The sequence below is a fragment of the Rothia sp. P5764 genome (assembly GCF_048512965.1).
Lineage (GTDB): Bacteria > Actinomycetota > Actinomycetes > Actinomycetales > Micrococcaceae > Rothia.
This window is the reverse complement of sequence record NZ_JBLXXQ010000003.1, coordinates 159,924-183,465: the sequence shown is the minus strand read 5'-3', so window position 1 is coordinate 183,465 and position 23,542 is coordinate 159,924. Positions and strand designations below refer to the sequence as shown.

Below are 23,542 nucleotides of genomic sequence, written 5' to 3'. Positions count from 1 at the left end.
CTTTTTGAGGAGGGCCTTAACATCGGGCTTGAATTGAGGGGTTCGGGTGATACTAGGAAGCATGGGTCAAATCTGCCGTCAGCTCATCAAAGGTTATGAACTTCTCCCCCAGCCCATTTTCTGCTTCGTAGCGTACGCGAGCGCTGGCAGGGTTTTCGCGACGCGGGGTAAACGGTATTCCGTTATCCACGAGCGCCTGGCGAAGAAACATATTCAGGGCTGTACTCATGTCGAGGCCAAGTTCACTGAAGAGCCGCATAGCCTCTTCTTTGGTTTCGCGGTCTGTACGGAACGAGATAGTAGTTGTAGACATTTGCCCTCCAGCAGTTAATACATATTCATTACAATGTCGCTACAACTGCATGCTGTCCGGTCGCCCCTCTGAACTCAATCCACCCGCGCGGTATTAAACACAGGGGGGGGGAACCGTTCGGTTCCCCGCCACTGCGTTGAGACTTGATGCCTTAGCTGGCCTGGCCTTAGCTTTCAGGGCCGAGGGCAAGCGGGCAAAGCTGTGACTGCCAACTGGCTCGGGTCTGGCGTTCAGGGAGGTTGGCAGGCACAGCTTTGCCCAATCTCCCCACAAGCCCCTTGCCCATAGTCTTAGACGTTGCGCTCAATCAGAGCTTTAACAGCCTCTACATCATTGGGTAGGTCAATTAGGTGGCGGTCGGCCTCCATGATGCCCGCGAAGCGCTCAGGGATAGCGGGCTCGGAGCCGGTTGCTTCCTTGATGGTTTCCGCGAACTTGACCGGTAGCGCGGTCTCCATGCAGATAATGGGAGTTTCGACCCTATCGGCCCAGTCGCGGGCAACCTTCACACCATCGGCTGTGTGAGGGTCAAGCAGGACGTTCAGCCGCTCATGGGCATCACGAATCGTAGCCACCCGGTCAGCGTGGGTGGAGCGGCCCGATGCGAAGCCGAACTTATCTGCGGCATCGGTGAAGGCTGGGTCCCCTGCCAGGGTAAAACCGCCCTCTTTGACCTGTCGGCCGAAGAGGTCGCCCACCCGCTCGGCGTCGCGGTCGAGCAGGTCGTAGATGAAGCGCTCGAAGTTGGAAGCGCGCGAGATATCCATGGAGGGGCTGGAGGTCTCTAAGGTATTAGCCGAGGAACGGACACGGTAGTTGCCGGTGCGGAAGAATTCATCGAGGACGTCGTTCTCGTTGGTTGCCACGATCAGGCGGTCAATGGGCAGGCCCATCTGGCGGGCGATATGGCCGGCGCAGATGTCACCGAAGTTGCCGGTGGGTACGCAGAAGGAGATCTTCTGGTCGTTGGTTTCGGTGGAGCGGATCCAGCAGGAAACGTAGTAAACGATCTGGGCCATGAGGCGGGCCCAGTTGATGGAGTTTACGGCACCGATGCGTTTTTCGGCCTTGAAGCTGGCATCGGAGGAGATAGCTTTGACGATATCCTGGCAGTCGTCGAATACGCCCTCGAGGGCGATGTTGAAGATGTTGGCATCGTCTAGGCCGAACATTTGGGCTTGTTGGAAGGGGGTCATGCGCCCGGCGGGGGTCAGCATGAAGACCTTAATGCCGGTGCGGCCGCGCATGGCGTATTCGGCGGATGAGCCGGTGTCGCCAGAGGTTGCGCCTACAATGTTCAGGTCTTGGTCGCGGCGAGCTAGTTCGTATTCGAAGAGTTCGCCCAGTAGTTGCATGGCCATGTCTTTGAAGGCGGCGGTGGGGCCTTCTGAAAGGTGTCCGATGAGGATACCGGGTTCCAGCTCGGTGACTGGCACGATCTCTGGGGAGGCGAATTTGGGGTAGGAGTAGGCGCGGGCGGTAATGGCCTTGAGGTCTTCTAGGGGGATGTCATCAATGTAGAGGGCCAGGATTTGGGCGGCGAGCCCCTGGTAGCCTTCGGTAGCGAGGACGGCCCGCCAGCGGGTGAGGGTGGCATCGTTGATCTGGGGGTAGGAGACGGGGAGGTAGAGGCCACCGTCGGGGGCTAGGCCTCCCAGGAGGATGTCGGTGAAGTGGGCTGGGGTGCGGGTGGTGTCGCGAGTGGAGATGTACTGCATGACTATAAGGTTACCTTTTCTGGTGGGGGTAGGCCGGTAGGCGCTTCATACTGGGGTATGAACTTGGGCCTGGTGCAGGGTGGGTGCTGGGTTCTGGGTGCGGGCGCAACCTAAACTGGTGGGGTGGAGAGCTTTCTATTTGAACCGGCTGTTTTGGCTCGGCGTAAGCGCTGGGTGAACGGTATTTTTGTTGCCTTGTGCCAGTTGTTTACGGTTGGTTTTACCGGTATTGCGGGCCTCAACGATAATCTCTGGTGGCTCTATATGCTCCTTTGGGCAGTGGTGACCGGCAGTCTCTATTTCCGCTATAGCAGGCCAAAGACCGTGACTGTTTTAGTCCTTGTGGGCTTGCTGGTTACTGTTGTTTTGCCCTTCCCGGCTCTTGATATGTGGTGGTCGGCTCCGCTGGCGGTCTATCACTGGGCCAGGTACGGCGAGCGCCGGGTGCGTATAGTAACTATTGTTCTTTTTTTGGTGGCTTCAGTGGTGGCTGGGGCTAGTGCGGGTTTTCAGCTTGCTTCTGTCTATAGCTGGAGCACCGTTGAGCTTTTGGTTCTTTCTCTGGTTATTTTCTTCTTTTGTGCCGCCTTGTGCACGATTGCCTGGTTTCTGGGTGATACTAGGCGCTTGCGGGATAACCGGCAGAGGTCGCTGGTTGAGCGTAACCGGCAGTTGGTGCATGAGCGGGAGCAGGAGCGGGTTATGGCGGCCCTGGATGAGCGTGCGCGTATTGCCAGGGAGATGCACGATATTGTGGCTCATTCTCTTTCGGTCATTATTACGCAGGCGGACGGGGCACGGTATGTGGCTCAAGCCCGTCAGCAGGCGGAGCTAGAGTCTTCCGCCCGAGGCGGTGAGCTGGTCGAGCCGGTGGAGATTGCCGCCTTAGGGACTATTTCTGAGACGGCTCGTTCTTCTTTGCAGCAGATGCGTTCCCTGCTGGGAGTTTTGCGGACGGATGAGGGCGCCGCTTTTCAGCCTCTACCGGCTTTGCACAATGTGCCGCAGCTGGTGGATCAGATGCAGGAGCTGGGTTTTAATGCAAGGCTGGTGTGGGAGTGCGAGGGAGTTGAGGAGAAGCTGCCGCAGGGGGCTGAGCTGACGGTCTACCGTATTGTGCAGGAGGCTCTGACCAATGTGCGTAAGCATAGCCCCACGACCCCGCTGGTGACGGTGACGGTTCGTGAGGGTAAGCGTTCCTTAGATATTGATGTGGTCAATGCGCCCCAGGTTCAGGCTTCGGAGCCTTTGGCCGGTGCCCGCCGTGGTTTGCTGGGTATGCGGGAACGAGTTGATATGTATAGGGGTAGCTTGCATTACGGGCGCCTGGCGGACGGCTCGTTTAGGGTCTTTGCGCAGATTCCGTTTGCTCCCTAAGAGCGCTGGCTGTCTTTTTGGCCGGGGCAGGCCAGCTGTTAAGAGAGAAGTTGTTGAGGTCGAGAGGATTGAGAAGAGACGATGAGCGGAAAGATTAGGGTCATGCTGGTTGATGATCAGCAGTTGGTGCGCTCTGGCCTTGCCATGTTGGTTGGTTCCCAGCATGATTTGACGGTGGTAGGTCAGGCATCGAATGGCCAGGAAGCTGTGGAGCTTACCCGGCAGTTGGCGGGGCAGGGTTCTGTACCCCATGTGGTGCTCATGGATGTGCGTATGCCGGTCATGGATGGTATCGAGGCGACCGGGGCAATTATTGCGGGCTACCCCTCCGTTCGTATCGTTATGCTGACAACTTTTGATATTGATGACTATGTCTACGCGGCGGTCCAGCGCGGGGCCAGTGGCTTCTTGCTTAAGGACGCGCCTGCTGAGCAGCTCTTGGAGGCTATCCGTACTATCTACCGGGGGGATGCCGTCATTGCACCAAGTGCTACGAAGCGTCTCTTGGAGCAGATGATTATCCCCCAGCTAGCGCAGGATGCCCCATCCGGTCAGGGCGCGGGCCAGGCCGTGGGGTTTGCTGGCTTACCCGCGGAGCGGCAGGCTGGCTCCTCTGCTCAGTCCAGCGGTAAACACCAGCAGGAAATAGCCAGCTTGACTGCCCGCGAGTTCGAGATTTTCATGCTCATGGCCCGGGGCCTCAGCAACGCTGAAATCACCTCAGAGCTTTTTGTGTCGGAGGCAACCGTCAAGACGCATGTCTCCCATATTCTGGCCAAGTTGGGCGCCCGCGACCGTGTGCAGGTCGTCATTATGGCCTATGAGGCAGGCCTCCTGCCCTAGGCTACTTGTCGGTCGTTCCAGGCCGGGAACAGGTATCTCATACCCGGGTATGAGGTCCTTCCCAGGTTTCACTCCCAGGCCTGATGTACCCAGGTAGATCTCTTGCCAGACTGGAACTATGAATACACACCACACATTTCCCGTTGCGGTAGGCGCACGCAACCTCAGCAAAACTTACGGAAGCGGTACTTCGTCCGTGCGCGCCCTCGATCAGGTCAGCATCGACTTTGAACGCGGCAAGTTCACGGCCATTATGGGCCCCTCAGGTTCTGGCAAGTCCACTCTGCTCCACGTCCTTGCCACCCTCGATACCCCAGACCCCGGGACTGATTCTTCTTTGCAGGTACGGGGTGTCGAACTGCTGGGCCTCAAAGATTCCGTGCTAGCAGAGTTCCGGGCCAAGAATATCGGCTTTATCTTCCAGGCCTACAATCTGGTCCCCACACTGACCGCAGGCCAGAACATTGATCTGCCCCTGGGTCTTGCCAAGATGAAGGTTGATAATATTTGGCGTGATGAGCTGGTACGGGTTCTGGGCCTGACGGACCGGCTTAAGCATGCCCCGGCTGAGCTATCGGGTGGCCAGCAGCAGCGAGTAGCCATTGCCAGAGCGCTTCTACCCCGCCCCGCCGTCATTTTTGCCGATGAGCCAACCGGGTCATTGGACTCAGTTTCTAGTGCCGAGGTTTTAGATCTGCTACAGCAGGCTGCCCGCGCTCAGGGGCAGACCATTCTCATGGTCACCCACGACCCGGTAGCGGCCTCTTATGCTGACCGGGTAGTACTGCTGCGCGACGGCAAATTGGCCGGTGTGCTTGAATCCCCCACCCGCGAGTCAGTGCTTGCGGCGCTTTCTGGGTTGGGTGAATAGCATGGCAACCACATTGGGCACCGTTGCCCGCTCTAACTTGGGTAAGCACAGGCTGCGCTTTGCGCTGACCTCTATCGGTATTGCTATCTCGGCTTTCTTCCTCTCAGCGGTTCTTATCAGCAACCTGTCGCTCATGACTAGCTTGCGTGAGTCAGCCGCCCAGTTCTATGGGAACTCGGATCTGGTCTTGGAGGACCCTGATCACAGCCAGTTTGTTATAGAAAGTCCCCCCTACTTGAGTCAGCAGGCTGCCCAGCAGGTTCAGGCTAGTTCCCTGGTCAAATCCAGTTGGGGTGTAGCAACAGCTGATGATGTCATGTATTTAGCTGGCTCGGGGGCCCAAGAACCAAGTTTCTTGGTCAAACGCACTGATTTAGCGACCGATGATTCTGTTCTCTCTCTCACCCTTCAAGAGGGTGATCTCCCCAGCACCAGCAGTCAGGTCCTCATACCCTCCTCCCTTGCTCAAAACTCCGATCTGAGAGTTGGGCAGACGGTACGGATGACTGACTACGCCCTACCCGTTGACTTTCAGGGATTACCCCCAACCAGTGACTTCAAAATCAGCGGTATCTACGCACAAAAAGCTGCTACGGGACCTATGAATAATATGGTCTTCACCGGCGGTAGCTTGACCGCAGACTACACCAAGTCACTTGAAGCTGACCCCAGTAGCGGCTACAGCATGATGATGGTCAAGTTAGCACCGGGGGTTTCAGTCCATGATTTCAAGCAGCAGCTCACATCAGCAGGGCTTGAGGTGGCGGTCTCTACTGTAGAGGAACAAATCCAAAAGGATGTAGATGACTTCACCGGGGGGATCTCACAGGTCACCGCCGTTGTTCTGGGCTTCGGCCTGCTATCCCTCCTCATGTCCAGTTTTGTGATAGCTAATACCTACCGGGTCTACGCGGCCTCGCGTACCCGCGAACTGGCTCTGCTCCGTACTCTGGGTGCCACCCGTTTTGCTCTGGTGCGGATGCTCCTACTGGAGGCCTTCATGCTGGGTGTGCTTTCTGCTCTAGCGGGTATCGTCACGGCCTATGGCCTGGCGTTCCTTATATCCACTTTTATGACCGGGGGCTACATGATCGATTTCTCCCCCGTCCCAGCCCTCATCTCCCTCTTTATCTGTGGGACTGTTGCCGTCCTTAGCGCTTTGGCACCAGCCTGGTCAATGCGCAAGATTTCGCCCATCACAGCCATCCAGAGCGTACCTGAGCCCCGGACAAGGAGCGTCCTTAAAAAGGTCTGGTTCTGGCTGCTGGTGCTCCTCCTTGTAGCCCTGGTAGCTGTGGGTATCTTCTGGGCTCAGAGTTCTCCCTTAGAGCCAGGGTATGTGCTGGCCACGGTTGCCCTGGCAACCCTCCTTGTCCTGGTTTTCCCTTTCTTCCTATCCCCCCTGCTCGCTGTGACGAGCAGGTTCTGCCAGCCATTTACTACCGCCGGTATGGCCCATAGTAATATCCGGCAGGCTAAGGGCCAGACCGTAGCTAGCGGCCGGATGCTCTTTATCTGCGCAGCCTTTCTAGCTGCTCTCATGACCGGTTTCACTACCCTGAAGGTTTCCGTCCTTGAGGATATTGAGCGGTCCTACCCTTTCCCTGCTTCGGGCTTTGTGAGTGCTCAGAGCTGGGAGGCTGGCACCCGCTTGGAGCAAGAAGTTCAGGCTTTTGGCGGGGTAGATGCGGCGACTGTGGCAATCCCCCAGGGCTCCTTGGAGAATAAGCTCTACCAGGATGCCAACAGAGTGAGCGTATATTCTCTCGATGCTTCTCAGCTAGATCGCTTAGCTCCCTATGATTTCCCGCACCCCTTGGCCGATGACCAGCTCCTCATCAATGCCTCAAGCGCTGAATCACTCGGTCTCGTAGAGGGTAGCAAAATTAGGGTTGCTGGAACCCACAAGAGCCAGGAACTGACTGTTGTTTATACGGATACTGATTTGTTTGGACCTGTCATGACCCGGGTAACAGGTCAGAGAATAAGCGGTTCAGAGCTTCTGGCTACCTCGCCTTCCCCCGACTCACCCGCCCTGATTCTTGGCTTTGACCCCTCGCTCAGTAGCGATCAGCAGTTGGCGGCCTTGAAGGGCCTTGAGAGCCAGGTGGGGCTTGCCCAGGGTAGCCTCTACGGAAGCCTGACCATGGGTAGAGATATTGAGTTGGGTCTAAACATAGGCCTCTACGTTGCCCTGGGGCTACTGGGGGCAACCCTGGCTATTACTCTGATTGGTATAGCCAATACCCAGATTCTGAGCGCCTACCAGCGGCGCCGCCCCTACGCCCTGTTGAGGGTTGCGGGTATGAGCAAGAAACAGTTGAGGGCCATGATTTCCTTCGAGACGACCCTGGTGGCTTTGCTGTCCATACTGTTGGGTATTGGGGCTGGTTATGCTTGTGCGATCTTGCTCTTGCAGGTGTATGCCACCAATGGTTTTAGCATGAACTACTCTGTTCATGGCTGGGACCTGCTCCTGATTCTGATCGGCGGGGTCGCTCTGACCTGGCTCACTAGCCTGATACCAGCCCTGCGGGCTTCGCGTCTCTCACCGGTCGTCAGCCTGCAAGAGACCCCCTAAAGCTGGTAGGCACACTACTAGTTCATATTGGGCCAAGAAATTCGGTGCTCTGCCCACCTCTACGAGCTTTGGGCCAGTATGAGCTGGGCACGGCACCGATGAGCACCAGGAGGCTAGCAGGAGGGTGGGAAAGGCTGTCCGCGTCCCTAGGATGCTGTGGCTGTTGGCTCAGCTGAGGCGCTAGCACTCTCAGAGGGTGTGGGCAGGGTGACCGGTGAGGTGTTCTTGGGGTCGGCCTTATCCGCTTCCACCCGCTCCTGGGAGGTAGCGTGGATGGCTTCAAGCTCATCCTTGAACTGCTTGAGCCGTTTGTAAACGGACTCGTAGTAAGAATTTTTGAGCTCAGAAACGGAGGAATCAAAAGAATGTCTTTCACGACAGGAAATATCGGCCTCCAGCATCTTCTTAGCATCCGCCTGGCCTACCAGGCTAGCCTGGTAAGAGGCCAGGTCGGTACTCTTTACCTGGCCAAAGCCAGCATCGGACATACAGCTAGCCCACTGCCTCTGCAACTCAACGTACTTCTCGTCCGAGCGCAGGCTATCGGCGATAGCCGAGCCAAACTGGGGAGCCAAGAGGGCGGCCTTAATACCGTTTTCAACCGACCCATAGAGGTACTCATAGCTCTGAGCCATACAGCCGTCAGCTTTCAGCTCCCCACTGGAATAATCCATGAAGCTCACGCTCAAGGTACTATCGCCCTTGCCCAGGTAGGCATCAAGACCAGCCTGGTCAAAGCTGGCAGTTGCTCGGTCGCTCTGGGCGGGCAAAGGCCCGTACCCGTTAGCTTTCAACTCATCAGTAGTGCGCCCGGTATAGACAGCGTGGTCCAGGCTATGCACCGCAACCGGCTCCAGGTATTTACCCCCGGCTTGAGCTACACAGCGCTCAACAAAAGCACGGCGAGCCTTTTCTGCACCCTCAGGGGGATACATCAAACTCTCAAGAGCGGTAATGTGCTCCGGGTTTGCTTGTTCAGGCTCAAGCTCCTGAAAATTTTGGGGCTGGGGCTTACACCCAGTCAGGGCCACAACAAGCAAAAGGGCCAGGCTCGTACCAGCCTTAACACCGTGGGCAGTAAGTAATGACACGCAAGCCTCCCTAGCTAATCATCATCCATTCTAACTACTATAAATAGTCGGGCATCACCACAACTTCCCGTGATGACACGACGGACTCGTCACAGAAAGTAGCAACCGCACCACCATGACACCTGAAACACAGCCAGGAGTTCGCACCAGCCGCCGCGACCTCGTCCGTTTTGCAACCCTCACGGGCGTTGCAACTGTAGCCACAGCAGCTGCAGGGGGCTTGGCTGGTCAGCAGGCGGCTCAGGCAGCCGATGCCAACTCTACTGTCTTCCCCGCAGAATACATTTACCCCACTGTTTCTGGCCCTTCCTTAGCCATCTGGGGCAGTTCATCCGTAGAAGGAGCTTACGCCGATCAAGGTGTTCCTGCCGGAGTCAAAGCAACCCTACCTGAGCTTCTTTCAAGCTATCTCTCCGTGCCGGTTCTCGGTTTTGGGCGAGGAGGGGACACCTCTTCCCTGATTACTGCACGGCGGGGTGTATCAGCTAATCGATATAAATTAGTTTTCCCGGATGACATGATTCCAGCTTCAGGCACAGTGCCCGTTACCTTGGCCTCGGATGCCAATGTTTCTTGGGGCTCTTCTACACAGGTCCCAGGCTACGTTGGCGACGTCCCCGGCCTATTGTTAGCTGGGGAAACCGAAAACAGCTTATTCTTTACCAGAACAGTTCCCGGCGAAGAAATTTATGCGCCCTCCGATACAGCTGCAGCCTGGCTTTACTCCTACCAGGAGATGATTAGCCGCGCTTGCTACCATGTGCTTCAAATCGGTCGCAACAATCTGGCTGAAACCTCCCGTATACAGGAAGATACCCAGCGGGCTTTTGATATGGCCCCCACCCGCTCGATTGTTCTGGGGCACTTCCGCGCCCAAAAGGATTCAAATACATCAGATCGGGCTAAGCAGGTCGAAACCTACAACGCCTGGGCAGCTAAAACCTTCGGGGATAGATTCATGAACCCCGAGACCTTTCTCCGTGAAACCACCCAGGAAAGCTGGCTCCGCTACGGTGCGCTGGCAGGGTCCGGGATCTGGTCATCCGATAAGGACCGCGCCGCCTACAAGGAGGGGAAGATTCCCCCCAGCTTCTATGCCACCGACGGCTTCCACCTCAATGGCTGGGGCTATGTCGCTATCGCACAACAGATTTATTACCGGGTGACCCAACTGGGCTGGTTCTAAAGATTCTTACCTCGGATAGCTTCAGGCCCGCTCCCCTCACCTTGGGGGCGGGCCTGAGCTCTATCTGCTATTCTTACCGGTGGCTACGGGTTAGGCTTCCTTGGGTTCCTCATAACGCGGGAAAATCGGAGCAGGCGCGGGCAAAACAGTACCAGCGACCAGGGCCCGGTCAAGGTCCCTAAAGCTACGGTTTTCCGGTGCCACAGCCAGTAGATCTAGGAGCTTACCCATAGAGGTAGGCATGACCGGCTGGGTGAGGGTTGCCACAATGCGTAGAACCTCAGCAGTCACGTACAGAACGGTGTTCATACGTTCCGGGTCGGTCTTGCGGAGCTTCCAGGGTTCCTGGGCCGTGAAGTAACGGTTAGCTTCACCGACAACCTGCCAGATACGTTCTAGGGCACGGTGGAAGGCCTGAGCATCAAAGTCAGCCCGGACCTGCTCCAGCAGAGCACCTGCGGCCTCAAGCATAGCGGTATCCTCCGCAGTAAACTGCCCGGGCTGGGGAACAGTGCCCTCACAGTTCTTAGCAACCATAGACAGTGAGCGCTGGGCCAGGTTACCCAGGTCATTGGCCAGGTCGGAGTTAATACGGTTCTTGATAGCCTCGGCTGAGTAGGAGCCGTCCTGACCGAAAGAAACATCGCGGAGCAGGAAGAAGCGGAGCTGATCCAGGCCAAAGCCTGCTACCAGGTCTGCGGGGTCCAGGGTGTTGCCGATGGACTTTGACATCTTTTCGCCGTCCACCAGCAAGAAGCCGTGGCCAAAGACCTTCTGGGGTAGTTCCAGCCCAGCGGACCAGAGGAAGGCAGGCCAGTAGATAGCATGGAAACGGGTGATGTCCTTTCCGATCAGGTGCATATCAGCAGGCCAGTATGTGGTGAAGAGTTCGCTGTCGGTATCGGGGTAGCCCACACCTGTCAGGTAGTTGGTCAGCGCATCGACCCACACGTACATGACGTGCTTGTCGTTGCCGGGTACAGGTACGCCCCAGTCAAAGGTTGTGCGGGAGATGGAGAGGTCGTTGAGGCCACCCTTAATAAAAGAGGCCAGCTCGTTACGGCGGGTTTCGGGGTAGACGTAGCCCTCGGTTTCATACAGGTCAAGCAGGCGGTCGGCGTACTTTGAGAGGCGGAAGAAGTAGGATTCTTCTTCGGTCCATTCCACCTCTGTATCGGTAGCAATCGCATAGCGCACACCGTCACGCAGTTCGGTTTCTTCTTCGGTGTAGTAGGCCTCATCGCGGACCGAGTACCAGCCTGCATACTTATCCAGGTAAATATCGCCCTTCTCTTCCATCTTCTTCCAGATGGCTTGAGATGCGGCGTAGTGGTCGGGGTCGGTGGTGCGAATAAAACGGTCAAAGTCGGCTCCCACGAGCTCAGCCATTGCGCGGAATCGGGCTGAGTTTTCGTCGGCTAGTTCCTGGGGGCTCTTCCCCTGCTTCTGTGCAGTGGTTTGCATCTTTTGGCCGTGTTCGTCGGTACCGGTCATGAAGCGCACATCAAAACCGTCTAGTTTCTTGAAACGGGCCATGGCATCAGCGGCAATGACCTCATAGGCATGGCCGATATGAGGGGCGCCGTTGGGGTAAGAAATTGCGGTGGTGATGTAGTAGGGGGTAGCAGTCATAGTCATGATTTTACAGGGTGGGGAACAAACCGGCGACCTGCCCACTCCACTTCTTCGTCGTAAGAACTGTCTGTTCGGCACTAGATAGGGCATGAGCCCTGCCCACCAACTGGCTGATGCGGGGTTCAGAGCTGGTAGGCAGGGGGTAGCTAAGCTACTTCTGTAGCCGAACCCGGGAGGTGTTCACCCCCAGTGCCATGGGTCTAAAGCCCGCCGCGCCAGTCCTTGGGAGCGAACTGGAGGTGTTGGAAGGGGAAATCATGCAGGTTTTCGGGTGCCTGGCCGTACTTTTTCTGCACCTGGGTGTACCAGCGTGAATTGCCCTGGTTTGCTTGGGGCTGGCTGGTGTCGTACTCGTAGTTGGCCGCCATGCACCAAATGTTACGGTCACTGCCATAGCCGCCGTATTTCTGCACGGCTTGAGCGATCATGAGGGTTAGTGGGCGCAACCCCAGGGTATTGAGGTTAACTGCGGGGTTGATGCGGAACCACTGCCCCTCATAGGGTGCCAGAGCATGGGTCAGGTTACCGTCCCCCTGGCGTGCAGGCCAGGAGAAACCGCTACGCGCATTAGGCAGGGTGAAAGAGACTGCGTGGTTGATAGAGCCGGCAAGAACCTCGTCAATACCGATCTGGGTGAGTTCGCTGGCCATCCCGACCACCGAACTTGTGCCTCCGGTCAGTTGCAGGCTGTGCTTAGAACCGGGGAGCTTGTGAGCATCTTTAATATAGCCGCCGGAGCTGTAATGCCACTGACCGGCATGGCTCCCACTGGTTGTTTTCTTGACCTGGTAGAGGGAGCGCCAGATACCGGTTCCCCGATCGTAAATAGCGATAGAGCGGTCCCCACCACCGGGAATCTGGAAGTTCTTAGGGACGGGCAGGCGTACAGCCCTTTCAGCCCCCATCAGCCTCTTATACTCATCACTCTGGTATCTAACCCGGTTATCGAGGCTGTAGAACCATTCGTAGTGCTGGGCGGGGTCTTTGCTATTGACCGTATGAATGGGGATATTGTAGGCGAAGACATTACCGCTCAGAGGTAGCTTGCCTCTAAACCGGTCACTCACATACCTGCTGTGCAGATTCTTGAGGTAGTTGGCCATCTGTGCAGAGTTGGAGAGCACCGGCATCTGCGAGACATTCCGCTGGGCAACCGTTCCTCGCGCCAGGTAGGAGGCGGGGCTAAGTGGTGAGGTTACGGCTGCTGATGCCTGTTCCACGGGTAGGGCCATAGCCGCTATACTTCCAAGGAACAGGGGTGCCAGAGCCCGGCGGCTAATGGGGTGTGCAGAAGACATTGAACATCCTTTATCTCGGGGGTCTGTGGGGGGCTAGAACCGCTGGGAACTGCCAGGATATTTACCCCGCAGTGCGCCCCTTATTTCAGAGGCTGTAAGCCCCAGCGGTTGCTAGCGACCGGCTTTAACCTACCAGTATTGCGCATCACTTTCACCCTCTTAATATTATTCTGATATGGAAAAACATTTATCTTAAGCCCACAAGAACCGCTCATGAGCCCACTGGTCATTCCCCCATCAGCCCACAAAAAAGGTGCCTCCCCTCCCCCAATCGGGAGATAGAAGGCACCCCATGCCGAGGCTAACTCAGAGCTTAGTCAGCCAAGTTGATAATTGCGGCGCGTGAAGCATTCACGACCCGCTTGATGGATTCCAAGACCTCATAGGTCAGTGCTGAGTCAAGGGCCAGAACACATAGGGCCTGCGCGTCCTTCTCGTGGCGAGAAACCTGCATACCGGCGATATTGATGGAGGCTGTACCCAGCAAAGTACCGATAGCGGCAATGACGCCGGGGCGGTCCTCATACTCCAGAACCAGCATGTGGTCAGTAATGGCGATTTCTACATCGTAGCCGTTGACGTTGGTCAGCTTCTCAATGAGCTTGGGGCCGGTCACGGTACCTGCCACCGATACAACCTCACCGTTTGCCAGGGCGCCGGTCAGAATGGTTTCGTTGCGGAAGTAATCGGTTTCGGTGGTGGTCACCAGCTCCACCGCAAGGCCGCGTTGCTCAGCCAGAATCGGGGCGTTAACGTAGGACACCTTATCGGAGACAACATCGGTGAAGACCCCCTTGAGGGCTGAGAGCTTGAGTGAGGTGACGTCCTTAGTGGCGATTTCACCTGCGATTTTGACTTCAACGCGGGTCAAGGCTTCGTCGCCGCCAATGGCGGTCAAAATCCGGCCAACCTTTTCGGCCAGGGGCACGCCGGGGCGCACGTCCTTGTCGATGGCCCCACCGGCAACGTTCACCGCATCGGGCACCAGATCCCCTTCAAGGGCCAGTCGTACCGACTTAGCCACCGAGATACCTGCTTTCTCCTGGGCTTCAAAGGTTGAGGCACCTAGGTGAGGGGTTGCCACAACATTCGACAAACCAACAAAGGGAACCTTCTTAGCCGGCTCCTTGACGAACACATCAATGGCGGCGCCGGCAATCTCACCGCTGCGCAGTGCGGCATCGAGATCAGCTTCGTCAATCAGCCCGCCGCGGGCCACGTTAATGACGTAAGCGCTCTTCTTCATCCTCTTGAAGCTCTTGGCATTAATCATGCCCAGGGTCTCTGGGGTACGGGGCATATGGATAGTGATGAAGTCTGCCCGCTCAATCAGTTCATCCAGCTCCACCAGCTCAACGCCAAGTGACGCGGCACGCGCGGTCGTAACAAAGGGGTCGTAGGCAATAAGCTCGGTGCCAAAGGCACGCAGACGCTCAGCCACCAGGCCACCGATGCGGCCCAGACCAATGATGCCTACGGTCTTTTCGTAGAGCTCGACCCCGGAGAACTGGGAGCGTTTCCACTCCCCTGCCTTCATCGAAGAGTCGGCGGCCGCAATGTTGCGGGCTAGCCCCAGAATATGACCTAGGGTCAGTTCGGCAGCAGAAATAACATTGGATGTAGGTGCGTTGACAACCATAACACCGGCCTTGGTGGCGGCCTTGATATCGACGTTATCTAGGCCTATACCGGCTCGAGCAATCACCTTGAGCTTCTTGGCAGCTCCAATAGCTTCGGCATTGACATGGGTGGCAGAGCGGACGAGAATAGCGTCCACATCGGTGATAGCCTTCAGGAGCTGTTGGCGGTCTGCCCCGTCGCAGGTGCGGATCTCAAAATCGGGGCCCAAGGCTTCGACAGTGGCAGGTGATAGTTCTTCGGCAATCAGTACAACTGGTTTTGCAGTCACGGTTTTCCTTGGTTCAGGTAATGAGGGTGTTCTCTCGTATGGGCAGAGGCGCTTCGGACCCTAAGGACGCCTCATCAAAGATTGGGGGTTGCCCCCCGGTGCAGGGCTCTGAGAGGGGCCGGAGTAGGTGCATCCTGTAGTTCACCTTAAGGGCTACAGGGGGCACTCCGTCTGACCGCTGTAAGGGTCATAGAACAACCAAAGCCGACCACCTAACGGTTTGGCAGGTAGTCGGCTTCAGCTCAGAGAGTGTCGGCGCTCAAGCAGTGAACGGTCTTCATGCGCCTTAGCGAGCTACAGAACCATCAACGTAGTCGGCATCCACGCTGTTGGTCCATGCAAAGAGCTTACGCAGTTCGCGGCCGGTGGTTTCGATGGGGTGCGCTTCGCCCTTAGCTCGAAGTTCCTTGAACTCGGGGCCGCCTGCGGCCTGGTCTTCCATGAAGCGCTTGGCGAAAGCACCACTTTGGATATCGGCCAGAACAGCTTTCATGTTTTCCTTGACCTCGGGGGTGATAACGCGAGGGCCGGAAACGTAGTCGCCGTACTCAGCGGTGTCAGAGATGGACCAGCGCTGCTTAGCAATGCCACCTTCAATCATCAGGTCAACAATCAGCTTGAGCTCGTGCAGAACCTCAAAGTATGCAATTTCAGGCTGGTAGCCAGCCTCGGTCAGGGTCTCAAAGCCGTACTGGATGAGCTGTGAAGCGCCACCGCAGAGAACAGCCTGCTCACCAAAGAGGTCTGACTCGGCTTCTTCCTTAAAGGTAGTCTCAATGACACCGGCGCGGGTTGCGCCCAGGCCCTTGGCGTAAGCCAGAGCCAGGTCCAGTGCCTTACCTGAGGCATCCTTTTCAACGGCTACCAGGGCAGGAACCGCGCGGCCAGCTTCAAATTCGCGGCGAACGGTGTGGCCAGGACCCTTGGGGGCGACCATGGCAACATCTACGCCGGCGGGAGCTTCGATGTAGCCAAAGACAATGTTGAAGCCGTGGGCGAAGAAGAGAGCGTCACCTTCGTTGAGGTTGGGAGCGATATCCTTCTTGAACACTTCTGCCTGGACCTGGTCCGGGGTCAGAATCATGATGACATCTGCTTCGGCTGCTGCTTCTGCAACGGTAAGTACGCGCAGGCCTTCTGCTTCGGCCTTGGCACGGGATTTTGAGCCTTCTGCAAGACCAACGCGGACGTCTACGCCTGAGTCGCGCAGGTTCAGGGCGTGAGCGTGGCCCTGTGAGCCGTAGCCGATGATCGCTACGGAGCGCTCTGCGATATTGGCCAGGTCTGCATCGTCGTTGTAATAGATCTTTGCCATGTGTTTCGATCTCCTTGATCGGTAGAGGGGTAGCTGGCGCTACCCGATCTGTGGGGTTTGAAAACCTCTAACCTACATAGCGGCGCTTGCCGTGGGTAGACAGGGGCTTTACATTGTGAAAGTAAGTGAGCTAGATCCGGTTCTAGCTTCGGAGGGCTTTTTCGTTCATGGAACGAGAGCCACGGGAGAGGCCGATGGTTCCTGCGCGAACAATTTCCCGCACACCAAAGGGTTCAAGCACTTCAAGAAGAGCGTTGATTTTGTTGGCTGATCCGGTTGCCTCAATGACCACCGATTCGGGGGAGACATCGACGATGCTAGCCCGGAAGAGGTCAGCGGCCTGGGTCACCTGAATACGGGCTGCAACATCGGCGCGCACCTTAATGAGGATGTGGTCACGTTGAGCTGAGTTGTCAGCAGGAAGTTCAACAACCTTAAGGACATGGATGAGCTTATTGAGCTGTTTGGTGACCTGTTCTAGGAGCAAATCGCTTGCGTCCACTACAACCGTTATCCTTGAGATTCCAGGGACCTCGGTAGGGCCCACAGCCAGGGAATCGATATTAAACATACGACGCGCGAAGAGGCCAGATACGCGGGCCAGCACACCGGGCTTATCTTCTACGAGAACAGAGAGGGTGTGGCGACTCATAGCATCTCCTCATCATCCCAGGTCGGTGAGATGTCTTTAGCAACTTGGATTAAATCGTTGGATACACCGGCTGGAACCATTGGCCAGACCAGGGCATCGGGGCTGACGTTAAAGTCCACCACAACGGGCCGGTCGTTGATAGCCAGGGCCTGGGCGATGGTCGCCTCAACGTCTTCATCACGTTCACAGCGCAAACCGGCACAACCGTAGGCTTCCGCGAGTTTGACAAAGTCCGGGACCCGTTCGGTACCGATGCCGGTCTTAAGGTGGGTATTGGAGTAGCGGCCATCGTAGAAGAGGTTCTGCCACTGGCGCACCATGCCCAAGGACGAGTTATTGATAATTGCGACCTTGATGGGGATCTTGTTTTGGACGCAGGTTGCCAGCTCTTGGTTGGTCATCTGAAAGCAGCCATCGCCGTCAATGGCCCAGACAATCGACTCGGGGAAGGCGACCTTGACACCCATAGCGGCGGGTACGGAGAAGCCCATGGTACCCAGGCCCGCTGAGTTGATAAAGTGGCGGGGCTTTTCGTTGGTGATGAACTGAGCTGACCACATCTGGTGCTGGCCAACCCCGGTGACGTAGTAGGCATCGGGGCCGGTCATTTCGCTAATCTTCTGGATAACGTACTGGGGTGCGCCCAAGCCGTCATTGGTCTTGGTGTAGCCCAGGGGGTAAGTTTGCTTGAAATTATTAACCAGTGTCCACCAGTCCGTGAGGTCTGGCAGGGCGCTGGAGAACTCACCGGCCAGAATCTCATTGAGTTCGGGAAGGACCTGGCGCAAATCACCCACGATGGGCACATCTGCAACCCTGATCTTGGAGATTTCAGCCGGATCAACATCAACGTGGATGACCTTAGCTTCCGGGGCGAACTCCGAGACAACACCGGTAACACGGTCGTCGAAACGAGCACCGAGGGTAATCAGCAGGTCGGACTTTTGCATGGCTGTTACCGCTGGTACGGTTCCGTGCATACCGGGCATACCCAGGTTCTGGGGGTCGGAGTCAGGGTAGGCACCACGAGCAGTCAGCGTGGTGACAACTGGTGCCCCGGTCAGCTTGGCCAGCTTCATGAGTTCTTCCGATGCACCGGCGCGTACAACACCGCCTCCCACATATAGGACCGGACGCTGGGATTCGGTGATGAGCTTGGCTGCTTCACGGATCTGCTTGGAGTGGCCGCGGGTAACGATGCTGTAGCCGCGTGCCTCATGGGTAACAGGAGGCCAGGAAAAGTCCATCATACCCTGTTGGGCGTCCTTGGTAATATCGATCAGGACGGGGCCGGGGCGACCGGTGGAGGCAATGTGGAAAGCTGTTGCGATGCACCGCGGAATTTCCTGAGGGTCCCGCACCATAAAGGAGTGCTTGGTAATCGGCATGGTCATGCCCACGATGTCTGCTTCTTGGAAGGCATCGGTACCGATAACGGCCGAAGATACCTGACCGGTAATGCAAACAAGCGGTACAGAGTCCATATTGGCATCGGCAATAGCGGTCAGCAGGTTGGTTGCACCGGGGCCGGACGTAGCGATTGCCACACCGACCTTGCCGCTTGCAATAGCGTAGCCTTCCGCTGCATGCCCAGCCCCCTGCTCATGACGCACCAGAATATGATTGAGCTGCTCGGAGTCGTAGAGGGGGTCATAGGTGGGAAGGATGGCTCCACCGGGCAGGCCGAAGATATCGGTGACGCCCAGCGCTTCGAGCGAACGGACGATAGCCTGGGAGCCTGTCATACGTTCAAGGGGTGAGGGTTCTGAGGGTGCGGATGCAGCCCTCAGATTCTTTGCGAGATCTGCCGGGTTGATGGGTTGTCCCGTCGTCATGGGTGATCCTAGTGGTGGTCCGAAGATAGTCTTGTGTGCGAGCGGTGGGGTACGCCCTGTGGGCCAGGTGCTACCGGGTCACGGTTTTACCTAGAAAAAAACCCTCCGCTTGGTTGAGCGAAGGGTGCGCACGCCATCAGACACAGAGCATCTTATGCTGCGCACTCCGCTAGGAGTCGCACCACAAGAATAATCTGTGATTGCTGGTGTGATGTCATACTCTTTATTCTTGGCTTTTCCCGGCCAGCAGGTCAAACCGGTCTTAGAATATGACACTATATTTCGTTACTGGGTTCACTGCGCGTAAAAAATCTCGGCTGGTCACAGGTCTATGGTGAGCAGCGCAAGCCTGCCCTCGTCAGCGGGCGAACACCCATTGGGTCCCCCTGCGGATGCCGCTGTCATCTTGTGTCATTTAATATCCCCACAGGCTTAACTGCCCCGAGCCACAGCCCTGCACCGTAGACTGGGGGCATGACTGCCTCACATCAGCTCACCAGCAATGAGATCGCCAAGGCCCTTCACACGGTCTTCGATAGCCAGATCATCAATTACGGTGCCTATAACCTTGTGTTTGCAACAGGTTCAGCTATTTACCGTAACTCCGATGTGGCTTCACTCCAGGAGGACGAGCAGCGTTACTTCCTGGTCGGTTACCGGGACACCCCCAGGGAGGCGATTATCGCTCCCCTCGACCTACCTCAGATTCGTAGCTTGGGCACCCCCACCTCGATTGATAACACAAATGCGGCTCGCACCTTTGCCGTCACAGACCTCAATTTTGGGCTAGAGGCAACCAACGGAACCTCTTTTTCTCTTACCTTTGACCCCAAGCACTTTGTTGAAACGAGTCAGGGATCGGGGGTCTTGGACCAGGCCCTTGATATTGAAGATTTCAAACGGGTCATCATTGACGCATGGGCCCTGTAGTCACCTGTCAATGCATAGGCACGCACAAGAGAGGCCTGACCGGTAAACCGGTCAGGCCTCTCTTCTTCTGTGCGCCCCCTGGGACTCGAACCCAGAACCCATTGATTAAGAGTCAATTGCTCTGCCAATTGAGCTAGAGGCGCATATTCATTTGTTTGACCAGGTTTCCCTGGCAACAGATAAATACTATACACACCCCATGGGGACTGCACAAACCCATAAGGGTGTTTGTGAGAACCTTCATAAATACCATCAAAAGCTCTCAAACACGCACAAGAGAGGCCTGACCGGTAAACCGGCCAGGCCTCTCTTCTTCTGTGCGCCCCCTGGGACTCGAACCCAGAACCCATTGATTAAGAGTCAATTGCTCTGCCAATTGAGCTAGAGGCGCATATTCATTTGTTTGACCAGGTTTCCCTGGCAACAGATAAATACTATACACACCCCATGGGGACTGCACAAACCCATAAGGGTGTTTGTGAGAACCTTCATAAAAACTAGTTTTAACCTGCTATCAAACCGGCCACTTCAGGGCGCCAGTGCAGTGCTATGAATGACCTTGAACAATCGTCTCGGGGGTAATGACATCCATAACCGCTGTGATAGTGCGTTCCTGCGCTACCGCCTCGACATTGGTCTCAGGGGGCAAACCCTCACCGCCGCTGCCCTGAACCAGGGAATGGGTCAGGGCGCCAATCTGCGCGGACTGCTCTTCGGCCAAGCCCGCTAAGACCTCGCCACCACCGTGATGCTCGCTGAGGCTCTCAATGATATGTACCAACATTTCACGAAATTTAGGGTTCGACAGCTCACCGGCTGAACCCAGCATACGGTCAATGTTTTCCGCTTCAGCCAGGACCCGCCGCCCCTCCTCGGTAATACCTAAGAGGTAGCTCCGGCGGTCGATCGTGTTACGTGTACGAAAGACGTGCCCGTGGGCTTCGAGCCGGGCCAAGGTCTTTCCCATAGTCTGCGCCTGAACGCCGACCAGGGAGGCAACCTTAACCTGGGATATCATGCCTTCCCGTGCAATCACATCGAGAGCCGTGACACCGGCATGAGTAAGACCTAATGATTTAAGCTGAGCATTCCAGCTATATTCCAGCATGCGTGCAGCTGTTGAGAGGAGTCTATTAATAGACCAATTACGAATTTCTGGCATGCCAACAGTATAGACACGTTTAGCTGATGCTAAACCGGGCGCATTACAAGCGTTTCAAGTTAACGAGGAGCTCTAGCCAGCCTCTCAAGGCCGCGACCTTCCAACCTATTTAGGGCACCGACCTACTTGGTAAGCTGGTTTTCGACCCACATATTCTTCACGGGATATCATTACGATTTCCCCATTGTTTTCACTATCTGAAAGGCAGATACCATGGCACGTCTCGAGCCAGGAGCTACCGCCCCTGATTTTACGCTCCCCGCCGCCGGTGGCTCAACAGTCTCGCTAGCAGACTTCACCGGTCGCAAAGTAATCCTCTACTTCTACCCCAAGGCTTCTACTCCCGGTTGCACCACCCAGGCCTGCGACTTCCGAGACAGCCTTGAGTCGCTGAGCGCACATGGCTACCAGGTTCTGGGGGTATCTCCCGACGGTATCGCTGCACTCGATAAATTCACCGCCACCCAGGACCTACCCTTCCCCCTGCTCTCCGACGAGAACCACGCCGTTGCCGAAGCCTACGGCGCTTGGGGAGAGAAAAAGAACTACGGGAAAACCTATGTAGGCCTCATTCGCTCAACCCTCGTTATTGATGAAGCCGGCAAAGTCGCTCTTGCCCAGTACAACGTCCGGGCCAAGGGGCATGTTGCAAAGCTCCGCCGCGATCTGGGAATTGATAGCTAGCTCACCCACCATCAATTAGGAAAAAGCTCACCTGGTGCTGTATGATTTTCTGTGTTGTGCTTACAGCACCACCTGCGCGAGTGGTGAAATTGGCAGACACGCAGGATTTAGGTTCCTGTGCCTTACGGCGTGAGGGTTCAAGTCCCTCCTCGCGCACTCTATATCAATAACCCGTTTCGCCCGGTTCATTCCCGGTTGAGCGGGTTTTTTGATTATGTTCCCCCCAAAGGGAGTCAACAGTAACCCCTCAGCCCCAAGACCCGATAGCGGCCCTGGGCGGGGCCCAGCCATGTCATCAAGAGGTAATAGCAATGGCAGCAGAGACAGTAACTCGCCGGGAGGCTCTAGGCATTGGCGCTGCGCTCAGCGCTGGTTTTGCACTCAGTGCCTGCTCTACCTCAGCACCCCGCCAACCCGTCGCCACACCGAGGGGCGCAACAGCTTCTAGCGGTAGCGGTAAAGTATTCCGTTTTGCACAGGCTGCGCAGATACAGTCCTTAGACCCTACCGCTACTACCCGCATTGAAAGCCACCGCATCAGCGCCCAGATTCTTGATCCCTTGGTAGGGGCAGACGTCAACACGGGCGAGCCTGTCCCCGGCTTGGCTTCGCAATGGGATATCAGCGACGACGGGCTCACCTACACTTTCACCTTAGACAAGGATCTAATTTTTAGTGATGGTAGCCCCCTAAATGCACAGAGTATCTCCCAGAACTTTGACCGGTGGAAGACTCTGGCCGCAGCTCCCTTGACGCAGCTCAACCAGGCCTACGCCCACCTCTTAGCAGAAACCCCCCGCGCCAGTGGGCGACCAGCCCCAGCTCTGGTCAGTGCCTGGTCGGCTGAAACTGACACCCGTTTTACAGTTACCCTCTCACGTCACTCCGCTAGTTTCCTCAAAGCCCTCACTCAGCCCGCATGTGGGATTATGAAGCCTGACCAGTTTGCCAACAATACGGCAGCGGTTGAATCGCCCATCGGTAGCGGCGCTTTCACTCTTAAAAGCTGGGATGGAGCCACGGCTGTTCTCGAACGCTCTGAGAACTACAGAGGGACAGCACCCGAGATTGACCGCCTGGAATTTGTGACTATTCCCGGTGCCGAGAAACGCTATTACAACCTTGTTGAAGGCCGGATTGACGCCTACGACCAGGTAGCCCTCAAAGACTATGTCCCTCTGGCCCTTGATGGGTACGCGGTGCAATCTCGTGACCCCTATGCCGTTGCTTATATCGGCATCAATCTAGCCCACCCAGCTTTCGATGACCTCAGAGTGCGTCAGGCTCTAGCCTGCGCTATTGACCGGGCCGCCCTCATTAGCTCCTACTACCCCCAGGGAACCAAGGCAGCCTCCGATTTTATCCCCGCACTTTTTCAGATGAAGAACCCCGAAGCCGGGGAGGTCTATAACTACTCAGCGACGAAGGCAAAAGAGTTACTGCGAACCTCAACCTACGCTAACCAGAGCATCGACTTCTACTACCCTGTCAATGTTTCGCTGGCCTCATTACCCTCACCAGAGGGCATTTACTCTCTTATTGCAACCAACCTCATCAGTGCGGGCTTCAACCTTGTGCCCAAACCCTACCAGTGGACCGACCAAGGAAGTGACGATATCCCTGCCAAACACCCCAATTACGGGCTAGAACTGGCAGGTTTTATCGGCGCCTACCGCGACCCCACTGCTTTCCTGGGGCAGGTTCTTGCGCCCGCATCAAGAGCACCAGCTGAGATCAGCATGAACCCAGGGGGATCGACTTCTACCCCAAGTACAGGGGAACCAGCTACCGACGACCCTTCCAAAGCCGCATCAAGCTACACCAGCATCATGCAAGCCATTGACCAGGCAGACAGCATCACCGACATCTCTGCCTGGCGCGATGCCTACCGCAAACTCAACGCGCAGGTCTCTGAGCTCCTGCCCGCTATCCCCCTGGCCTACCCGGTATCCGGTGTCACTCAGGGCGAACGGGTCACAAGCTACACCGTCACTGCTACCTGCCTCGATGTGTTCTCAACGGTGGATGTAGAGAATTGACACCAGCCATAGAGATTAGGGCGCAACCCCGTCACAGTGTTAGGTAGGTCGCCCTATCTGTACTAGGCTAATAAGGAACCTGGGGTGAAACCCCACACACAAG

Annotated in this window: 18 protein-coding genes and 3 tRNA genes; 9 read left to right on the top strand and 12 right to left on the bottom strand. The window is 56.4% G+C overall.

Annotated features, from left to right (window positions below; all coding sequences use genetic code 11):
• Window positions 1-52: 52 nt before the first annotated feature.
• Together ACN08Y_RS06225 and thrC are read right to left on the bottom strand one after the other, a co-directional pair.
• Complete coding sequence (locus ACN08Y_RS06225) at window positions 53-313, bottom strand: type II toxin-antitoxin system RelB/DinJ family antitoxin (RefSeq protein WP_419112139.1); 261 nt, start codon at window positions 311-313, stop codon at window positions 53-55.
• Window positions 314-603: 290 nt separating this feature from the next.
• A complete protein-coding gene (gene thrC / locus ACN08Y_RS06220; RefSeq protein ID WP_419112138.1) occupies window positions 604-2,031 on the bottom strand; it encodes a threonine synthase in 1,428 nt (475 codons plus the stop codon).
• Between the two features lie 123 nt (window positions 2,032-2,154).
• Between thrC and ACN08Y_RS06215 the strand changes: the two genes are divergently transcribed.
• The 4 genes from ACN08Y_RS06215 to ACN08Y_RS06200 all read left to right on the top strand — a co-directional run bounded on the left by ACN08Y_RS06215 (window position 2,155) and on the right by ACN08Y_RS06200 (window position 7,703).
• Entirely contained in the window at window positions 2,155-3,408 is a 1,254-nt protein-coding gene (locus tag ACN08Y_RS06215; RefSeq protein ID WP_419112137.1) for a sensor histidine kinase, read from the top strand.
• Window positions 3,409-3,489: 81 nt separating this feature from the next.
• Window positions 3,490-4,251, top strand: a complete 762-nt coding sequence (locus ACN08Y_RS06210; protein ID WP_419112136.1) for a response regulator — start codon at window positions 3,490-3,492, stop codon at window positions 4,249-4,251.
• 118 nt (window positions 4,252-4,369) lie between these two features.
• Window positions 4,370-5,122 (top strand): ABC transporter ATP-binding protein, encoded by a 753-nt coding sequence (locus ACN08Y_RS06205; RefSeq protein ID WP_419099461.1) that lies wholly within the window; start codon window positions 4,370-4,372, stop codon window positions 5,120-5,122.
• Between the two features lies 1 nt (window position 5,123).
• The gene (locus ACN08Y_RS06200; RefSeq protein ID WP_419112135.1) at window positions 5,124-7,703 is read left to right on the top strand and encodes an FtsX-like permease family protein; all 2,580 of its coding nucleotides are present in this window, start codon (window positions 5,124-5,126) and stop codon (window positions 7,701-7,703) included.
• Between the two features lie 146 nt (window positions 7,704-7,849).
• Here the strand turns inward: ACN08Y_RS06200 and ACN08Y_RS06195 are convergent, their stop codons facing one another.
• Entirely contained in the window at window positions 7,850-8,794 is a 945-nt protein-coding gene (locus tag ACN08Y_RS06195; RefSeq protein ID WP_419112134.1) for a hypothetical protein, read from the bottom strand.
• 115 nt (window positions 8,795-8,909) lie between these two features.
• On the opposite strand from ACN08Y_RS06195, the gene ACN08Y_RS06190 reads away from it, so the two are divergent.
• Window positions 8,910-9,980, top strand: a complete 1,071-nt coding sequence (locus ACN08Y_RS06190) for a hypothetical protein (protein ID WP_419112133.1) — start codon at window positions 8,910-8,912, stop codon at window positions 9,978-9,980.
• A gap of 90 nt (window positions 9,981-10,070) precedes the next feature.
• On the opposite strand, the gene metG is transcribed toward ACN08Y_RS06190, so the two are convergent.
• From metG to ACN08Y_RS06160, 6 genes are all read right to left on the bottom strand, one after another.
• On the bottom strand, window positions 10,071-11,612 hold the full coding sequence (gene metG / locus ACN08Y_RS06185) for a methionine--tRNA ligase (RefSeq protein ID WP_419112188.1): 1,542 nt from the start codon (window positions 11,610-11,612) through the stop codon (window positions 10,071-10,073).
• A 203-nt stretch (window positions 11,613-11,815) separates the two neighbouring features.
• Entirely contained in the window at window positions 11,816-12,913 is a 1,098-nt protein-coding gene (locus tag ACN08Y_RS06180; RefSeq protein WP_419112132.1) for a hypothetical protein, read from the bottom strand.
• A gap of 313 nt (window positions 12,914-13,226) precedes the next feature.
• Window positions 13,227-14,822 carry a phosphoglycerate dehydrogenase gene (serA, locus tag ACN08Y_RS06175; RefSeq protein ID WP_419112131.1) on the bottom strand — a complete coding sequence of 532 codons (1,596 nt, stop codon included), beginning with the start codon at window positions 14,820-14,822 and terminating at the stop codon, window positions 13,227-13,229.
• 286 nt (window positions 14,823-15,108) lie between these two features.
• The gene (gene ilvC / locus ACN08Y_RS06170) at window positions 15,109-16,137 is read right to left on the bottom strand and encodes a ketol-acid reductoisomerase (RefSeq protein WP_419100595.1); all 1,029 of its coding nucleotides are present in this window, start codon (window positions 16,135-16,137) and stop codon (window positions 15,109-15,111) included.
• Window positions 16,138-16,279: 142 nt separating this feature from the next.
• Window positions 16,280-16,789 carry an acetolactate synthase small subunit gene (gene ilvN, locus ACN08Y_RS06165; protein ID WP_419100596.1) on the bottom strand — a complete coding sequence of 170 codons (510 nt, stop codon included), beginning with the start codon at window positions 16,787-16,789 and terminating at the stop codon, window positions 16,280-16,282.
• Window positions 16,786-18,624: an acetolactate synthase large subunit gene (locus ACN08Y_RS06160; RefSeq protein ID WP_419112130.1), complete on the bottom strand. Its 1,839-nt coding sequence runs from the start codon at window positions 18,622-18,624 to the stop codon at window positions 16,786-16,788. The genes ilvN and ACN08Y_RS06160 overlap by 4 nt, the downstream gene beginning before the upstream one ends.
• Window positions 18,625-19,098: 474 nt before the next feature.
• On the opposite strand from ACN08Y_RS06160, the gene ACN08Y_RS06155 reads away from it, so the two are divergent.
• Window positions 19,099-19,554 carry a hypothetical protein gene (locus ACN08Y_RS06155; protein ID WP_419100598.1) on the top strand — a complete coding sequence of 152 codons (456 nt, stop codon included), beginning with the start codon at window positions 19,099-19,101 and terminating at the stop codon, window positions 19,552-19,554.
• A 70-nt stretch (window positions 19,555-19,624) separates the two neighbouring features.
• Here ACN08Y_RS06155 and ACN08Y_RS06150 read toward each other — a convergent pair.
• The 3 genes from ACN08Y_RS06150 to ACN08Y_RS06140 form a co-directional block, all read right to left on the bottom strand.
• Window positions 19,625-19,697: transfer RNA gene (locus tag ACN08Y_RS06150), tRNA-Lys, on the bottom strand.
• A 175-nt stretch (window positions 19,698-19,872) separates the two neighbouring features.
• Window positions 19,873-19,945: transfer RNA gene (locus tag ACN08Y_RS06145), tRNA-Lys, on the bottom strand.
• Between the two features lie 156 nt (window positions 19,946-20,101).
• Window positions 20,102-20,716, bottom strand: a complete 615-nt coding sequence (locus ACN08Y_RS06140) for a MarR family winged helix-turn-helix transcriptional regulator (RefSeq protein WP_419105462.1) — start codon at window positions 20,714-20,716, stop codon at window positions 20,102-20,104.
• 213 nt (window positions 20,717-20,929) lie between these two features.
• On the opposite strand from ACN08Y_RS06140, the gene bcp reads away from it, so the two are divergent.
• From bcp to ACN08Y_RS06125, 3 genes are all read left to right on the top strand, one after another.
• Entirely contained in the window at window positions 20,930-21,400 is a 471-nt protein-coding gene (bcp, locus tag ACN08Y_RS06135) for a thioredoxin-dependent thiol peroxidase (protein ID WP_419100600.1), read from the top strand.
• 74 nt (window positions 21,401-21,474) lie between these two features.
• A tRNA-Leu gene (locus ACN08Y_RS06130) sits at window positions 21,475-21,556 on the top strand.
• A 155-nt stretch (window positions 21,557-21,711) separates the two neighbouring features.
• Window positions 21,712-23,439 (top strand): ABC transporter substrate-binding protein, encoded by a 1,728-nt coding sequence (locus ACN08Y_RS06125; RefSeq protein ID WP_419112129.1) that lies wholly within the window; start codon window positions 21,712-21,714, stop codon window positions 23,437-23,439.
• The last annotated feature ends 103 nt before the right edge of the window (window positions 23,440-23,542 follow it).